A 15994-nucleotide genomic window follows, 5' to 3' on the forward strand; every position below is an offset into this window, starting at 1 on the left:
TGCACCGCAAAACGGAAGGGGCGAATCGGCGCGGCCTATGCGCCCGCACCGTCTTGCGCCGTCAAAGCCACCACCGCAAAGAGCGATTGCGGATCGGTCCACGTCTGATCCAACGACCAGCCGGCCGAATTCGAAAGCTCGGCGAAATCGTCGAGATCGTATTTCCGGGAACTCTCGGTGTGGATCGTTTCACCACCTTCGAAGACGAAGGTCTGATCACCCACCGCAGCGCGGGTCGGGTTCACGCAAACGAGGTGCATCTCGACAGCTGATGCCTCCGGGTTCCAGCGCGCCTCGTGTTCGAAGCTCGCATGATCGAATGAGCCGCCGAGCTCGCGATTGATCCGCGTCAGGATGTTCAGATTGAAGGCCGCGGTCACGCCCGCCTTGTCGTCATAGGCCGCGAGCAGGGTCTCGATGTCTTTCTTCAGGTCGATACCGATCACGAAGCGGCCGCCCTGCCCCACATGGCCGCGCACACGCCGGAGCAGCGCGTACGCTTCCTCGCGTCCGAGATTGCCGAGCGTCGAGCCGGGAAAGAAAGCGCCGCGATTATCCGCAGGAAGATCGGAGGGCAGGTCGAAGTCGGCCGTAAAATCTGCCGTGACAGGGCGGATGGTCAGGTTTGGAAATCTCCCGCGAAGCCGTTCTGCAGAGATTTCCAGAAAGTCGCCCGCGATATCGACCGGCACATAGCATTCAGGCCTCTTGAGCGCGGAGAGGACGATCTCCGTCTTCACGCCCGCTCCGGCACCGTATTCAATCAGCACGGCGCCTTCGCCAAAGGCAGCACCGATCTCAGCGGCATTCTCGTTGAGAATCTTCGTCTCGGTGCGCGTCGGATAATATTCGTCGACGGCGGTGATCGCTTCGAAAAGCTCCGAGCCCTCGTCGTCGTAGAGCCAACGGCTCGGCAGCGTCTTCTGTTTCCGAGAAAGCCCTTCCAGCACGTCGGCGAGAAACGCCTCGCGCTGCTCGAAATCGATATCGACGACATCCATGGCGATCAATTGTCCTCCGCGAGACGCAGGCCCGAGAACTGCCAGCGGGCATCGGGCGGGAAGAAATTGCGATAGGTCGGACGGATATGGGCGGGCGGCGTCACGCAGGAGCCGCCGCGCAGCACGAACTGGCCGCACATGAACTTGCCGTTGTATTCACCGACCGCGCCTTCGACCGGCTTGAAACCCGGATAGGCGGAGAAGGCGCTGCGGGTCCATTCCCAGCAATCGCCGAACATCTGCTTGAGGCCGGTACCGTCAGCAGACGCCGGCTTCGGGCGCAGCCGGCCCGAATCGGCGAAATTGCCGTCCATCGAAACGCCTTTCGCGGCGTTTTCCCACTCGGCCTCGCTCGGCAGGCGCTTGCCCGCCCAGGCGGCGAAGGCATCCGCCTCGAAATAGCTGAGATGGGTGACCGGCGCGGAGCGGTCGACCGGCTGGAAGCCGCGCAGTGTCATCGACCAGTACTCGCCGTCACGCTTGTCCCAGTAAAAGGGCATCTCCCAGCCGTTCTCCAGAATGTCCGCCCAGCCTGAGGAGAGCCAGAGGAGCGGATCGCGATAGCCGCCGTCCTCTATGAAGTCGATCCATTCTCCATTGGAGACGAGGCGATCGGCGAGCTTGTAGGGCTCGAGAAGCGTGCGATGACGTGGCCCTTCGCAATCGAAGGCGAAGCTCTCGCCCTGATGGCCGATCTCGACGATCCCGCCATCGAACGCCTTGTAGAACACCGGCGCCGCATCCCGGGCCTCGACCGCCAGCGGCTGCGGGTCCTTGAAGGCCGGCTTCAGCGGGCTTTGCGCAAAGAGATGCAGGATGTCGGTTAGAAGCAGTTCCTGATGCTGCTGCTCGTGATGGCAGCCAAGCTCGACCAGTTCGGCGACGTCTTCGCTCGGCCCGTCTTCTAAAAGGCTGGACATCGCCGCATCGACGTACTCGCGGTAGGCCATCACCTCGTCGAGCGCAGGGCGCGTGACCATGCCGCGCTTCGGCCGCGGCTGTCGCTCGCCCACGCTCTCGTAATAGGAATTGAAGAGGAAGTTGTAGCTCTCGTCGAAGGGCTTGTAGCCCGGATTGCGCCCCTTTAGGATCATCGTCTCGAAGAACCAGGTCGTATGCGCCAGATGCCATTTGGCCGGGCTCGCATCCGGCATCGACTGGACCGTCGCATCGGCATCGGAAAGGTTGGCGCCGAGCCCGTTGCTCGCCTGACGCACGCTTTCGTAGCGCTCCGTCAATTCGGCTGGCGTCGCTCGACGGGCAAGGTTGTCGGTGAGAGCGGCCATGGGGACCTCCTCGCTTTCGCGTGTCAATGGACCCGGTCCATCGATCGGGCACGCCACGATGCCGATGGACCTTCATACGGTGCGACGGTAGCTAAGCATCGAAGGCGACAGTGCAATGAAGCCAAAACTTGCCCGGCTGCCGATCGCCATCACCGGTTCATGCTCGCCGCGGCACCACCCGAAGCCCACACCAGCCCCAGGCCATTGAACTAGCCTGGGTTTCCGGGGCTTCTCGGCATTACCGCCAGACGGGGCCCGGCCGACTCGACCTGTGCCATTCTATCGCGGGCACCCGCGGCCAAACACGCTTCGGTTCGCTACTCGACAGTCTCGCTTCGCTCGCGCTCGAGAATCCTGTTCTGTACGTCGCGAACATCGCCCTCGGAGATAAACCCGGCTTTCTGGGCTTGCTTGGCCGCTTCATAGAGCGTCGGCGCAAGTGTCACCGGAATTCCCATCTCCTTCAGCTCGTCGATGCCGTTGGTGATGTGATCTTCCAGAACGCCCTTGGTCACGTCGCGGATGTGAACCTGCGCCACGCGGCCCGGATGTTTGCTTGCCACATCGGCATAGATGCGCCCGTCGTCCTGTCCGGAATCGCCGATAAGCAGGAAGTTGAGATGCGGATAGGCGCAAAAGATCCGCTCGATCATCTTGGTCTTGTGGTTGTCGTGACCGCCGGTCAGCCATTTCGAGGCATCGAGCCCGAAATCCTTCAGAAACAGCGGCCCGCGCGGAATCTCGTGGATGACGAGAAACCGGTCGAAGAGATCGAACAAGTTCCAGGGACTGGACGAAACGAAGAATACCGGGTTCGTCTCCGGTCCGGCTTCTCCCTTTGCGAGCGCGCGGTAGAAATGCGAAACGCCGGGAAAGGCCGTTCGCGTCTCTGCGGAATTGGCGACGACAGTCCGCCAGTGCTTTACGAAGTTGAAGGCGCCCGTCTTCACGATCGTATCGTCGATATCGGAAATCACACCGTACTCGGCCTTGTCCGACACCGAGCGAACGGGAAGCTCGCCCCCTATATCCTTGCGCGCCGATTCGTAGCCCGGCACTTCACCCAATTCGATCCGGACCTTGTCCCAAGGCTGGGAGAGCGTGTTCGGATCAAGTGAGACGTTGATATCGAAATAGCCTTCTTCGTTCGTACGCGTCTCGCCGCTCTGATCGCCGATACTCCAGAAGATCTGGGCGTCGAAAATCTCGTCGGTCTCGTACCGCTTGAAAGTGAGCTTGAGATTTTCGATCAGCGATTCGGTCGGCGGCGCGCTGATCGCGCCATTGTCCTCGATCACCCGCCCGCGCATCCAGACACCTTCGGCGCCGGCCATCCCCACGAAAGGTAAAAGGATGGGCGTGCCCAACTTGCCGAGGCGGCGCTTCGCCTCGAACCGGACCTTGTCCCACCGCTTTTCGGCCCAGTGGACGCCTTTTCGGATCATTCTGCCTGCCATCGGCGGTGACATAGGCCAGCAAGGCACGAAACATAGGCGGTTGCGGGTGCCGCCATGTCCATGCTTGTTTTGCCGCCAACATTGTGTCGTTGAGAAATCAGTGCAGAAGGACGCGAAGGTGCCTGGCTGTCCGGAACGCTGTTCGGTAGCGCCTTGCGCGAAAGCAGAGCGGCAAGGCCTGGCTTCTTGCTTTCGCCCTTTTTTTGATCGACACGCCAACGCAAGACAATGGCTCGAGGGGATGAGGGGTCTTGGCCCAATCGAAGCCGGCTTTCGGCGATGAACCACCACTTTTGGTGGACCGTCGGCGCAAGCCCGACCGCAGACAGGTATCGCTCCGCTGGCTCACCGGCACGCTTCTGACGGGCGTGACGTCGAGCGCGCTCATGGGAATCGCCCTGTCGGCTGCGCTCGAAGGGGGCGCCGGTGTCTCACGCCCGTCCCATCTTGCAACGCAAGTCGCCGAAATCTCGGACGTCGCCGAAAAAGGTGCGCGCGTCATCGCAACTGCGCTTCCTCTCGCCAGCTCCCATCAGGTCGTCGAACTTTCGACCATCGTGCGCGAGGGTGATCGCGAAGTCGTCTCGACCCAGCCCTTCGCGCTGGTCAACATGCTGCTCGCCGCCCGTCATCCGACAACCCAAGAATACCCTGACTTCAACCCGCTCACCATCATGTCTGAGGCCGAGGAGTCCTCTTCCGAGGCAGCCGAGGATACCGACCGGCTCTCTCTCGCCGCGACCCAGATTTACGGTGAGCGCGTCGAGACCGACATCACGCTCAAGGTCTCGGACTTTCCGTTCGACGAGACGACCTATGAAAACGCGCCGCCTCTGACATCGGAAACGGCGGAACAGCTCGTCCGCCAAGCGATGCCGGGGCTGAGCTACGAGCCCGTTCAGGTTGCGTCGCTCTCCAGGGTCGATCCGTTCCGGTTTGGCTTCGGCAGCGAAGCCGACAATTACGAGCCGGGCTCCGCCTTCCGTGTCATCCAGGAAAACGTCTCGTTCGAGCCATCGGAAACGGCGAGCGAACATGCCAGGTTCTACGAGGAGATCCTGCCGCTTCGCGAGGAGCAGTCGGTCACCGACGCACTCGCCGGGCTGAGCGAGCGTGGCATCGAAAGCGAAGAGGCAGCCGCCGCCCTCGGCGAACTCCTCGGCGATACGGCGCTTGAAGCAGGGGACGCCCTGCGGCTCGGCATCGAAAGCGTCGGCGACAAACGCGAGGTCGTCCGCCTTTCGGCGTATCGCGGCAAGAAGCATCTTGGCACGACGGCCAAGACCAAAGACAACATATTCGAAGAAGGCCTTGCGCCCGAAATGGCGGACTCTGTCGCGGCGATCTTCGATGAACGCGAGAGCGAGGCACCGATCCGCTCCGACATGCCGACGATCTATGACGGCATCTACCAGGCCGGCCTCGCCTACGGCTTCGACACCATGATGTGCCAGGAGCTGATTCGCACGATCGCCAGCGATGTAGATCTGCAGTCGCGCCTTGCCCCGACGGACAGGCTGTCGGTCTTCTATACGATGGACGAGGGGCGCGAGGGACAGGGTGCATCGCGTTCGGACATCCTCTTTGTACATCTCGAACTCGGCGACATGGAAAAGCGACTTTATCGCTTCAAACCGGATGGCGCCGAACATGCCGCCTATTTCGACAGCGAAGGCCGCAGCGCGCGTCAATTCCTGATCCGCAAGCCCTTACCCCGTGGCCGGTTTACCTCCGCTTTCTCGACCGGACGCAAACATCCCGTGCTCGGCTATGTCCGCCCGCACTGGGGCGTCGACTGGGCGGCACCGCGCGGTACGCCTATCCTCGCGGCCGCGAGTGGCACTGTTCTCGAAGCGGGCTGGAAGTCGGGCTATGGCCGCCACATCAAGATCAAGCACGCAAATGGCTACGTGACGTCCTATTCGCACCAGTCCGGTTTCGCCAAAGGCATCAGTGCCGGCGGGCACGTCAGCCAGGGCCAGGTGATCGGCTATGTCGGGTCGACAGGCCTTTCGACCGGCAACCATCTTCATTATGAGATCGAGGTCAACGGCAAGAAGGTCGATCCGATGCGCATCAAGGTGGGCTCGGAGACGGTTCTGAAGGGCGACGACCTTTCGACCTTCAATCTGGAGCGCGAACGCATCGATGCCTTGATTGCGGAACGCTTCGAAGCCCCGCAGATCGCCTCGCGCTGAGGTAGTGGCGGCGCAATGCGTCATGAAACGGTCACAGGGTTGCAGCAACCGGGCCACACGAGAAAGCCTTAAGGTATCCGATCGCTTTCAATCGGCGAGGCGATTCCCTATAGCTTCGCTCGAATTTTCAGGTCCCATTCAGAAAAAGCGAGACTCCCAGTGTCGTCCACATTCGACAAGGTTGCCGACATCATCGCCGAAACGAGCGAAATCGAACGTGAAACGATCACGCCCGAAAGCCACGTGATCAACGATCTCGGCATCGACTCCCTCGACTTCCTCGACATCGTGTTCGCGATCGACAAGGAATTCGGCATCAAGATCCCGCTGGAGAAATGGACCCAGGAGGTCAACGAAGGCGAGGTCGAGACCGAGGAATACTTCATCATGAAGAACCTCTGCGCCAAGATCGACGAACTGCGCGCCGAAAAGGCGGCCTGACCTTTAACGGCTATCGCCGCGCCCACCAGGCACATCGCAGTCCTTTTTCAGGCACCAACCTTTTCGGCCCGCAAGCATGTCCACCACTTCCCGCGACGTTCTCGTGACCGGCATCGGACTCGTCTCCTCGCTCGGGGAAGGGCTCGACGCGCATCTGGAGCATTTCTCCGGAAACGCGCCGGAGCCGGTGCTCGAACGCGAAGCCTATGCCCCCTACTCGGTCCATCCGCTGCCCGAGATCGACTGGTCCAAGCAGATCCCGAAGCGCGGCGACCAGCGGCAGATGGAGAACTGGCAGAAGCTCGGCACCTATGCCGCCGGGCTCGCCCTCGAAGACGCCGGGATCCCGTTCGACGAGAGTATCCGCTCCGAGATCGACATGGTGGTGGCCGCAGGTGGTGGCGAACGCGATTCCGCTGTCGACGCGATGGTGATGGAGCGGGCACGCAAGTCGAACGCGCCTGAAAAGGTCATCAACGAGACGCTTTCGACCGAGCTGCGACCAACGCTGTTCCTAGCCCAGCTCTCCAACCTCCTCGCCGGCAATATCTCGATCGTTCAGAAGGTGACCGGTTCGTCGCGCACCTTCATGGGTGAAGAGGCGGCCGGGATTTCCGCGGTCTATTCGACCCGCGCGCGCATCGCGAGCGGCCAGAGCGAGATCGCGCTCGTCGGCGGCTCTTTCTCTGCCGCACGGCGTGATCTCATCCTCAATTTCGATCTCGCCGAACTGATGCTGAAGAGCGAATGGGCACCGGTTCTCGCCCGGCAGGACGGCAAGGACGGAATCGCCGTCGGCAGCGTCGGGGCGTTCCTCATCCTTGAATCTCCGGAACATGCGGAGAAGCGCGGCGCGAAGGTCTATGCCAAGCTCGTCTCCGCCGTCGGAGATCGCGGCAAGCGTGACGGGGACAGGACCGCAAAGCGGTTCGCCGAATTGCTGCCCGAAGTCGATCCATCGGACCTTCTCCTCCTGTCCGGGGCGAGCGGCCTCGCCGACCACGCGAAGATCGAAACCGAGGCGCTCGACAAAGCCTATCCGGACGCCGCGCGAATCGCCTACGGCTCGCTCCTCGGTCATTCCTTCGAGGCCCATGTTCCGGCCGGTATCGCACTTGCCGCCGGCGCACTTTCCCGTGGCTCCATTCTGACGCCGACGGACCCGGCGAACGAGCGGGCACAAGGCGCCGCCGCCAAACGCGCATTGGTGACCGCGATCGGCCATCTTCATGCCGAGGGTGCCTGTTATCTGGAAGCGGTGGACGGATCCTGATCCCTTCTCGGCGCTTCGGCAGAAAGACGTTTCGCAAATGACGACAAACACTCGCGATCACCTCGGCCGCTCGATCATTGCCGTTACCGGTCTCGGCGCGGTTTCCGCGCTCGGCCGCGGCATCGAGGAAAACTGGGACAAGCTGACGAGCGGCACATCCGGCATCCACCGGATCGAGCGCTTCGATACCGAGGGCCTGCGCACGACGATCAGCGGCTCCGTCGACTTCATGCTCGACAAGAATGCGAGCTCCGTCGACCTGTCCTATGCGATGGCGGAAGCCGCTGGCGCGGAAGCCGTGATCATGGCCGGTTTCCCGGAGGACGATTTCGGCGGTCCGCTCTTCCTCGCTGCCCCGCCGGTCGAGATGGAATGGCGCTTCCGTCTGGCGCTCGACAAGCAAGATGGGGCGACCCGAGAAGAAGCCGGCTATGAACGCCTGCTTGAGATCGCCCGCAAGCACCCCGACCGCGCGATCTACAATTCCACCCAGTGCAGCCGGATTTCCGAGTTGCTGGCCGACCGGCTCGGCACGCGCGGCCTTCCGATCACGCTCTCGACGGCCTGTGCCTCCGGCGCTAGCGCCATCCAGCTCGGCGTCGAGGCGATCCGGCGCGGCGAGACGGCCCGCGCGATCTGCATCGGCACCGACGGTTCGATCAGCCAGGAATCCCTCATCCGCTTCTCGCTGCTGTCCGCGCTCTCGACGTCGAACGAGGATCCGGCAAAAGCCTCAAAACCCTTCTCGAAGGATCGCGACGGCTTCGTCATGGCGGAAGGCGCCGGCGCGCTGGTTCTGGAATCCCTCGACAGCGCCCTTGCGCGCGGCGCGAAGGTTCACGGGCTCATTCTCGGCTGCGGCGAGCGGGCCGACGACTTCCACCGCACACGCTCCAAACCGGACGGCTCGCCCATCATCGGTGCGATCAAGGCCGGCATCGAGGATGCGGGCCTGACGCCCGACGATATCGACTACATCAACGCCCATGGCACCTCGACGCCGGAGAACGACCGCATGGAGGCGACCGGCCTCGCGGCAGTCTTCGGGGACGCTCTCGCCTCGACGCCGATCTCTTCCAACAAGTCGATGATCGGCCATACCCTGACAGCGGCGGGTGCCATCGAGGCGGTGTTCTCGATCCTCGCCCTGCGCGAAGGCGTGCTGCCGCCGACGATCAATTACGACATACCCGATCCGAAGATCGAGCTCGACACTGTTCCGAACACGGCGCGGAAAGCTGATATTCGCGCGGTTCTGTCCAATTCTTTCGGCTTCGGCGGACAAAACGCCTGTCTCGTCTTCGGCCGCGCGAACTGATAAGTCCGGCGCGAACACCGATTCCAGAACGAGAGCCTTCAGGATGCGCGCACTTCAGCTTGTCGGCGACAAGGACCTCAAGATCGTCGATCTGCCCGAGCCCGAAGCACCGGGTCCCGGCGAGGTCACGGTCCGGGTCGCGACCGTCGCACTGAACCATATCGATGTGTGGGGCTGGCGCGGCATGGCCTTCGCCAAGCGCAAGATGCCGCTCGTCATCGGCGCCGAAGCCTCAGGCGTCGTCACGACGCTCGGCCAGGGCGTTTCTTCGCTGCTTCCAGGTCAGCTCGTCTCGATCTATGGCGCGCGCACATGCGGCCTCTGCAAGCCTTGCCGGGAAGGCCGCGACAATCTCTGCGAGCACGTCTCCGGGGTCCACGGTTTCCATCTCGACGGCTTCGCCCAGGAATACGTGAACCTGCCGGCTCGCCTTCTCGTACCGGCACCTCCCGGCTGTGACGCCGTCGGAGCCGCGCTTGCTCCGGTCACCTTCGGCACTGTGGAGCACATGCTCTTCGACAATGCCAAGCTCGAACCCGGCGAGACGATCCTCATCCATGCCGGTGGCTCCGGTATCGGCTCGGTGGCGATCCAGCTCGCCAAGAAGATCGGCTGCACGGTCATCACCACGGTCGGGTCGGATGATAAGATAGAGAAAGCTAAGGCCCTCGGCGCCGATCACGTGATCAACTATCGCGAAGACCGGTTCGAAGGCGTCACGCGAAAGCTGACCAAGAAGAAGGGCGTCGACGTCGTTTTCGAGCATGTCGGCAAGGACACCTTCGCGGGATCGATGCTGTGCATGAAGCGCGGCGGCCGGCTGGTCACCTGCGGCTCTACCTCCGGCGTCTCGACCGATGTGAACCTGATGATGCTTTTCCAGCAGCAGCTGAAGCTCTTCGGCTCTTTCGGCTGCCGGATGGAGAACATGGCCAATGCCATGCAGAAGATCGCGCGCGGCCTCGTCCACCCGGTCATCGACACCGAGGTCACCATGGACGAGATCGAGGTCGCCCTTCAGCGCATGGAAGGCCGGCAGGTCTTTGGTAAGGTCATCCTGAAGATGAGCGACGCGTGACCTTGCTGCCCGTCATTCGCATGACATCATGAACCCACGCCTCATGAAACTGGCGCTTCGCACGAAGCGCTTCACGGATTGGGTGGTCGCTAAGATCCTCTTTGCCCTCCTTTCGATCGTGCGCGTGCTGCCGCCCGAAACGGGTCTATGGCTTGCCGATCGCGTTGCCCGCACGCTGGGTCCGTTCACGCCGCGCCACAAGCTCGCGGTGCACAATCTCAAACGCGCCTTCCCTGAAAAGGACGATGCCTGGGTCGAGAAGACGGCGCGCAGCAATTGGGGCCATATCGGCCGTATGGCCGCCGAGTTCGTCTTTCTCGACGATCTCTTCGATTTCGACGACTCGCGCCCGAACGCAGGCCGCATCGAGGTCGAGGGCATCGAGACCTTCATCGAACTCAGGGACAGAAAAGGCCCCTTCATCTTCTTCACGGCCCATATGGGCTGTTTCGAGCTCCTGCCGATCGGCGCGGCGTCCTACGACCTCGAATTCACCGCCCTCTTCCGCCAGCCCAACAACCGCTATGTCGCCGAAAAGGTGCTGGCGGCCCGGCACACGGCCGGCGGACATCTGGTTCCCTCCAAGACCGGCGCGACCTGGGCTTTGGCGGGCATCCTGAAGGGCGGAAGCTCGGTCGGCGTCCTCGTCGATCAGAAGTTCCGGCGGGGCGAGCGGACGAGCTTTTTCGGCCTGCCCTGCAAGACCAACCCGCTCCTGCCGAAGCTTGCCCGGCAATACGGAGCCGAGGTCTACCCGGCGCGCTGCATCCGCCTCGACAACTCGCGTTACCGGCTGGAGCTCCAGCCGCGCCTCGATCTGCCGCGCGGCGCCGACGGCGAGATCGATATCGCTGCCAGCTGCCAGACCCTCAACGATGTCGTCGAGGAATGGGTGCGCGAATATCCCGAGCAATGGATGTGGTTTCACGACCGCTGGAGCCAGAAAAAGAAGCTCCGGTGACCGCCTGACGCGCGAGCCGTGGAACCGAAGCAAGCGCGCTTAAAACCCCAAGGACAACGAGTCTTGGATGCTCGGCGGGCGATCGAACGAGTCCTGAGCCACCGAGCCGGCCCCGTTTTCCGTGTCTCCGAAGTCGAGCACCGGTTCATTCGCGCTTTTCGGAGAAGTGCTGGCCGACTTTGGCGGCGCGGCAGGGGAAGCGGAGGCCTGCTCGGCCCGGTCGTCCGGCACCGGAGCGGCAGCATCCTGTTGTGGCTCCTCGCCGTCATCCGCCGGGCTTGGGGAGCTATCTTCTTCGCGCTTCCGTTCGAGCCAGCGATAGAACCGCGTCTCGCGGCGCAGCCGAAGTGTCTCCTCCAACCGCTCCTGCATCGCCTCGACGCGCGCCTGTTCGCGTTCCAGTGCACGCACGGCCAGATAATTGGCCAGAACGGAGTCGTTCCGGTCGAGCAGCGGCGCATCGACCGGGCCCTGGAGAGCATAACGCACTTCGGGCTGCGCGCCTTCGACCGCTTCGTCCCCGGGATCGATGTCCAAACGCAGATCGGCATCGAGGTCGAACGATGCGAGATCAAGCCGGCCGGACATCGTCAGTTCGCTGCCCGTCTCAGACACTGTCACAGGCGGCAGAATAACCTCGCCAGCGGTGACAGAATAGCCGCTGACGAGCCGCGGTATCTGAAAGCGCTGCTCGCCTGAAATCTCGTCAAAGGTCGCTGATGTATCGTCGTCCGCCGAAAAGCCGTCGACATCCGCAGCGGCAAGAAGCGGCTCAATCGGCGCCGAGGGAACGCCTGGAATGACGAGCCCAACGGCAGTCAACTCGCCAGCCCCGGTCATCGCCGAAACCAGACCTGCGGCCGATTGCGCGGTCGAGTCGAGCTTGGTCGTCACAGTCAGATCGGAGTTGTCGCCGTTTGCTGCGAGCGCTGGCGCGATCGCGGACAGGCGAAACTCGTCGCCCCGAATGTCAGCACTGAAACTGCCGAGACCATCGAGATTGCGGAACATGATATCGCCAGCGATATCGCCCCCCAGATAGGTGCCGGACATGCCGGCCAGGGAAAGCTCACGCGCCGAGCTTGACAAGGCGGCCGAGAAGCTCTCGATCTCCAGCCCGCCAGCATCGGCCAGATCTGAGCTCACATCGATCGAAACCGGGATATCGGGGAGAAGCGATGACGCGAACGGGTCGGTGGACCAGACATCCTCTCCACCGCCGTTGAGATCGACGCCATAAACCAGTCGTGCAAGCCAAGGGAGCGATATACGGTCGGTGCTCAAGCGGCCGATGATCCCAGCAGTCTCGGAAAGTTCGAAATTCCCCTCGACAGCCTGCCCCCCGAGCGCACCGGACAGCTCAGACACCTGCCAGAGATCATCGGTATAACCAATGCTTGCGACAAGGTCCGAGTCGAGAGCGGCGAGCGTCTCTTCTTTCAGTCCGGCATCGATCCCGAATGCCTCGATCCATGGCCCCAAGGACTGGCTCGACAGCCGAACGCTGCTGTCTACGTTTTCGACCCCGTTATCGGTGAGATCGAGAACGCTTTCGAGATCGCCGTCGGTCTGCGGGCTTCGCAGCGTGGCGCTGACCACCGCCGGGCCCCGGGCGGACGCCGAAACCGACGTTTCGAGTTCCAGTGGACCTTCGATAGCGCTCTCGCGAGACGGTAGTCCGAGCTGTGTGAGGAGCGCAGTCGGCCGATCGGTTTCGAGCCGGAGATCGACGCCGATCCGCCCACTCAGTTCGAGCGCGCGGAACCCGTTCTCGACGGCAGCGGAGAAATCGATGCTCGTTTCAGCGGCCGTTCCATCCAGCCGCAGCAGCAGTGTCGGCGCGTCGGTCCCGCGTTCGATCGATTCGATCTCGCCCGAAAGCGCAAGCGGGCCGAGCGTGTCCGCGCGCGATCGCAGAACCTGGATCAGAGGCGTATCGGGGCGAATTCGATCGAGAAAAGCCAGGAATGTCTCGGGATCCTCAGAACTCAGATCGAGATCGATCCGGCCTTCAGTATCGGCGCCGAGACCGCGAAACTGTCCCGTGCCGGAGAATGAGGCACCGGCCAGCCCGTCGACATCGAGCTTGGCGATCGCCAGAACCGTGCCGTCGTAAAGAAGGTCCGCATCGACCCGGTCCGCCTCAAAGTCCCCGTACCGGACGGGCCCGGCATTCAGGGCGATGTCATAGCGCGCGACGCTCGTCATCGGCGTTTCCGAGCCGGTCGCCATCGCGCCCAGGGCGCGCAGCGCGTCGAGATCGGTTTCGCCGCCCGTCAGGCGCGCCGTCAGCCGGCCGCCGGCCTGGTTTGCAACCCTTTCGATCATGCCGGTCAGCGTGCTGCCATCCAGATCGAGTTCCAGATCGCGGAATGTCTGCCGCCCCGGTCCGAGCGCGACGCGGGCGGAGAGCCCTGCCCGGTCGAGATCGCGGATCACCGGATCGACCTCGCCGGTCAGCCAGTCGGAAAGCCCCGAGGGTTGGCGCGATGCGATCAGAAGATCGCCGGTGAATCCGAGTGCGGGATCGAGCCGCACCACACCGTCGGCCTCGACGAGCGTACGACCGGGTATTTCGGCACTGAGACCGTCGATCATCCAGCCGCTCGATGCCGGCATCGCCCGGAACGAAAGCGTACGGATCGTCGTGTCGCCAAGCGTCACCACCGGAAGCGACAGCTGTAGGACGCCGTCGATCTGGGGTTTCGGAATCTCGCGGAGGACCTCGCGAACGCCTTCGAGCCGATCGGTGAGATTGCGGTAGGCAGGCTCTTCGGACGTTTCCGAATCTTCCTGCCTTTGGGCAAGCTCATCGACATCGAAGCTTTCGCCTTCGAGCGCGAGGCCAAAGCCGGGCGCACCATTTCGCACGAAGAGTTCACCGCTGCCGGTCAGGACATAGGGCTCGCTCCCACCGCCAACCTCGACCCTCAGGGCGTCGCTCACCGCGCGATCGGCGGTGACCCGCACCGAACCGCTCGCCCGAACCGGTGGCTTGGCTCTTTCGGACATCTCATCGGAAACCGAACCGCGCAGCCCTTCGACCGGGCCGCTTTCATCACCACCATCGTCCTGAAGCGCGGCAAAGACGCTTCCCGTCTCTTCTTCCTCGGCGGTCTCTGCCGCTAGAGGCTGACGGTAGGCGAGTTGCCCCTCGAAGCGGGCCGGGCCGTCGGCAGTCAGCACCCGTCCGTCGAGATCGATGGCGGCGGAATAGCGTTCGCTCAGGAACGAGACGCGCAGCGACGCGCTGCCTGTGGCATCCGTATTCCCGGCATCGAGTTCGAAGGCCACTTGTCGCCCGTCGAGACGAAAGGCACCATTGCCTTCGAAGGGGCCAGAAAGACTGCCGGCCGAGAAGTTTCCATCGATTGCGGAGATCCGGGAAATGCCGGCATCGATGACATTGCTGTCCTCGGCAAAGAGAATCGCGCCATTCGAAACATCGACGTCTTCAAGCACGATTTCCGCGCTCGTCGGGATCGAAGGATGCGGAAGCGAGAGCCCCTCATTGCCGATACGAAGCACCGGATTGTCCAGCGCCATCGCGAAAATGCGGATTTCTCCAGAAAGATAGGGAGCAAGCTCCGCGTTCATGCGGAATTCGTCGATCGTCAGGAACGGCTCGTCTTCACGATCGCCGGCAACGCTTAAGTCCTGAAACGTGACGGAGGGAAACGGAAGCAGACGCGCGGATGCTTCGCCTTCGACGCGGACTTCGCGCCCAAGAATGCGGCTCGCCTCGCGCTCGAAGTCGGACCGATAGGCCGACCAATCGATAAAGAGCGGCGCGATCAGCGCGGCGAAAAGCGCAGCAACGAGAAGACCGCCGAAAAGGACGAAAACTCGGACCAGCTTGACGCTCCTTTCTTGTCTCCTGGGTTGCTTTGTCTACATCGGCACGACCGTTCGGCGACGGTCTGCCGAACTCATCATCGTCTTCGTTCCTTGGGTCAATCGTGCAGGAATATCGCCGAAACGAAGCGCCTCACGGATCTTCATAGAAATCAGGCTCTTGCCCGCAGGTCCATCGGAGGCATCGATATTATTGGACAAAGATGAGGCGGGGCGTCGATGCCACAGGCATCACACCGCAAGAAAAAAGCCGGATTTTTGGATCGAGAACCGCGAATCGCCGCGCCAAGGCGAAATCGGGCATTCTGTAGAGAGAACGGCGGAGAAGTCCGAAGTGTCGGCCATTGGGCCATCCAAAACTAGCCGGAGCCCGGAGATCGACGACAAGGGCGCTTGGGACGCAGAACCCTGACCAAGCCCGCCTTGCCGTCTGATCTCTTTTTTAGATTGCGAGGGTTACTGTTCGGTTAGCACGTAACGTCAGGCGCAATAATTTTCGAATTGATGTCAGGAGAGCCGGTCTGCGTTTGCCTGAAGCCGGGTGACGAACGGCTCAAGTGCGCTCGAAGGAAGATCGCCAAAGCCCTCGAAATAGGCGCTCGGCGCGAAGTTGCCCTGCAGAACCGCCGCCTGCAACGCAAGCAGGGATGCCGTGAACTGAACCTGGAATGCCACGGCCCCTTCGATCGCGGCTCCGACCTTCTCGACGACCGCAAGTCGGGTCTCTTCACGTTCGACCAGGGAATACGTTCCCGTTTCCGCGACGAGCTTCGGTACACGGGCCGCCATCACGAACGGGGTCAGATGCCAAAGGGTCAGGACGCTCGAAAAGGCCGCGACGGGATCGGCGGAAAGCCAACTGGCAGCCGGCTCGCTCTCCTCTGCCGCGTCCTCTTCAATCAGAAAGTCGAAGCTCTCCTGGTCGCGCATGATTGGTCATTCCTTTCTCGGTCCGTCTCGCAACTCCTCGGACAGACCTTCAAAGCCGGCGGAACGTCGATCGAAACGGCAATATGTCGCAGCAATAGGTGGCTGAGACATGGAGGGGATCGCGCTCTGTATCAGCTGTCGTCTCGACGATGTGCGCCGACGTTTCTTTCGTTTGTGCACCGCACAATATAGGAGC

Annotated in this window: 11 protein-coding genes; 6 read left to right on the forward strand and 5 right to left on the reverse strand. The window is 62.4% G+C overall.

Annotated elements, in window-relative coordinates; all coding sequences use genetic code 11:
• Positions 1-35 precede the first annotated feature (35 nt).
• From egtD to ABRA89_RS03075, 3 genes are all read right to left on the reverse strand, one after another.
• A complete protein-coding gene (gene egtD, locus ABRA89_RS03065) occupies positions 36-1001 on the reverse strand; it encodes an L-histidine N(alpha)-methyltransferase (protein WP_349939993.1) in 966 nt (321 codons plus the stop codon).
• A gap of 5 nt (positions 1002-1006) precedes the next feature.
• Complete coding sequence (egtB, locus tag ABRA89_RS03070; RefSeq protein ID WP_349939994.1) at positions 1007-2287, reverse strand: ergothioneine biosynthesis protein EgtB; 1281 nt, start codon at positions 2285-2287, stop codon at positions 1007-1009.
• A gap of 317 nt (positions 2288-2604) precedes the next feature.
• Positions 2605-3732 (reverse strand): App1 family protein, encoded by a 1128-nt coding sequence (locus ABRA89_RS03075; protein WP_349939995.1) that lies wholly within the window; start codon positions 3730-3732, stop codon positions 2605-2607.
• 263 nt (positions 3733-3995) lie between these two features.
• Here ABRA89_RS03075 and ABRA89_RS03080 point away from each other — a divergent pair, with 263 nt between their 5' ends.
• From ABRA89_RS03080 to ABRA89_RS03105, 6 genes are all read left to right on the forward strand, one after another.
• Positions 3996-5942 (forward strand): M23 family metallopeptidase, encoded by a 1947-nt coding sequence (locus tag ABRA89_RS03080; protein ID WP_349939996.1) that lies wholly within the window; start codon positions 3996-3998, stop codon positions 5940-5942.
• Positions 5943-6101: 159 nt separating this feature from the next.
• Positions 6102-6383 carry an acyl carrier protein gene (locus ABRA89_RS03085; RefSeq protein WP_007065694.1) on the forward strand — a complete coding sequence of 94 codons (282 nt, stop codon included), beginning with the start codon at positions 6102-6104 and terminating at the stop codon, positions 6381-6383.
• Between the two features lie 76 nt (positions 6384-6459).
• Positions 6460-7656, forward strand: a complete 1197-nt coding sequence (locus ABRA89_RS03090) for a beta-ketoacyl-ACP synthase (protein WP_349939997.1) — start codon at positions 6460-6462, stop codon at positions 7654-7656.
• Positions 7657-7693: 37 nt separating this feature from the next.
• Positions 7694-8974 carry a beta-ketoacyl-ACP synthase gene (locus ABRA89_RS03095; RefSeq protein ID WP_349939998.1) on the forward strand — a complete coding sequence of 427 codons (1281 nt, stop codon included), beginning with the start codon at positions 7694-7696 and terminating at the stop codon, positions 8972-8974.
• 43 nt (positions 8975-9017) lie between these two features.
• On the forward strand, positions 9018-10052 hold the full coding sequence (locus ABRA89_RS03100; RefSeq protein ID WP_349939999.1) for a zinc-binding dehydrogenase: 1035 nt from the start codon (positions 9018-9020) through the stop codon (positions 10050-10052).
• A 28-nt stretch (positions 10053-10080) separates the two neighbouring features.
• Positions 10081-11013, forward strand: a complete 933-nt coding sequence (locus tag ABRA89_RS03105) for a lipid A biosynthesis lauroyl acyltransferase (protein WP_349940000.1) — start codon at positions 10081-10083, stop codon at positions 11011-11013.
• 39 nt (positions 11014-11052) lie between these two features.
• On the opposite strand, the gene ABRA89_RS03110 is transcribed toward ABRA89_RS03105, so the two are convergent.
• Both ABRA89_RS03110 and ABRA89_RS03115 read right to left on the reverse strand, forming a co-directional pair.
• A complete protein-coding gene (locus ABRA89_RS03110) occupies positions 11053-14868 on the reverse strand; it encodes an AsmA family protein (protein ID WP_349940300.1) in 3816 nt (1271 codons plus the stop codon).
• A 507-nt stretch (positions 14869-15375) separates the two neighbouring features.
• Positions 15376-15798, reverse strand: coding sequence for a hypothetical protein (locus ABRA89_RS03115; protein ID WP_349940001.1), 423 nt, complete (start codon positions 15796-15798; stop codon positions 15376-15378).
• Between the last annotated feature and the right edge of the window lie 196 nt (positions 15799-15994).

Source organism: Fulvimarina thalattae (assembly GCF_040239565.1).
Classification (GTDB): Bacteria; Pseudomonadota; Alphaproteobacteria; order Rhizobiales; family Rhizobiaceae; genus Fulvimarina.

Coding starts and splice junctions, on each gene's coding strand:
- egtD (WP_349939993.1), bottom strand. CDS start 1,001: ATGGATGTCGTCGATATCGATTTCGAGCAGCGCGAGGCGTTTCTCGCC.
- egtB (WP_349939994.1), bottom strand. CDS start 2,287: ATGGCCGCTCTCACCGACAACCTTGCCCGTCGAGCGACGCCAGCCGAA.
- ABRA89_RS03075 (WP_349939995.1), bottom strand. CDS start 3,732: ATGATCCGAAAAGGCGTCCACTGGGCCGAAAAGCGGTGGGACAAGGTC.
- ABRA89_RS03090 (WP_349939997.1), top strand. CDS start 6,460: ATGTCCACCACTTCCCGCGACGTTCTCGTGACCGGCATCGGACTCGTC.
- ABRA89_RS03095 (WP_349939998.1), top strand. CDS start 7,694: ATGACGACAAACACTCGCGATCACCTCGGCCGCTCGATCATTGCCGTT.
- ABRA89_RS03100 (WP_349939999.1), top strand. CDS start 9,018: ATGCGCGCACTTCAGCTTGTCGGCGACAAGGACCTCAAGATCGTCGAT.
- ABRA89_RS03105 (WP_349940000.1), top strand. CDS start 10,081: ATGAACCCACGCCTCATGAAACTGGCGCTTCGCACGAAGCGCTTCACG.
- ABRA89_RS03115 (WP_349940001.1), bottom strand. CDS start 15,798: ATGCGCGACCAGGAGAGCTTCGACTTTCTGATTGAAGAGGACGCGGCA.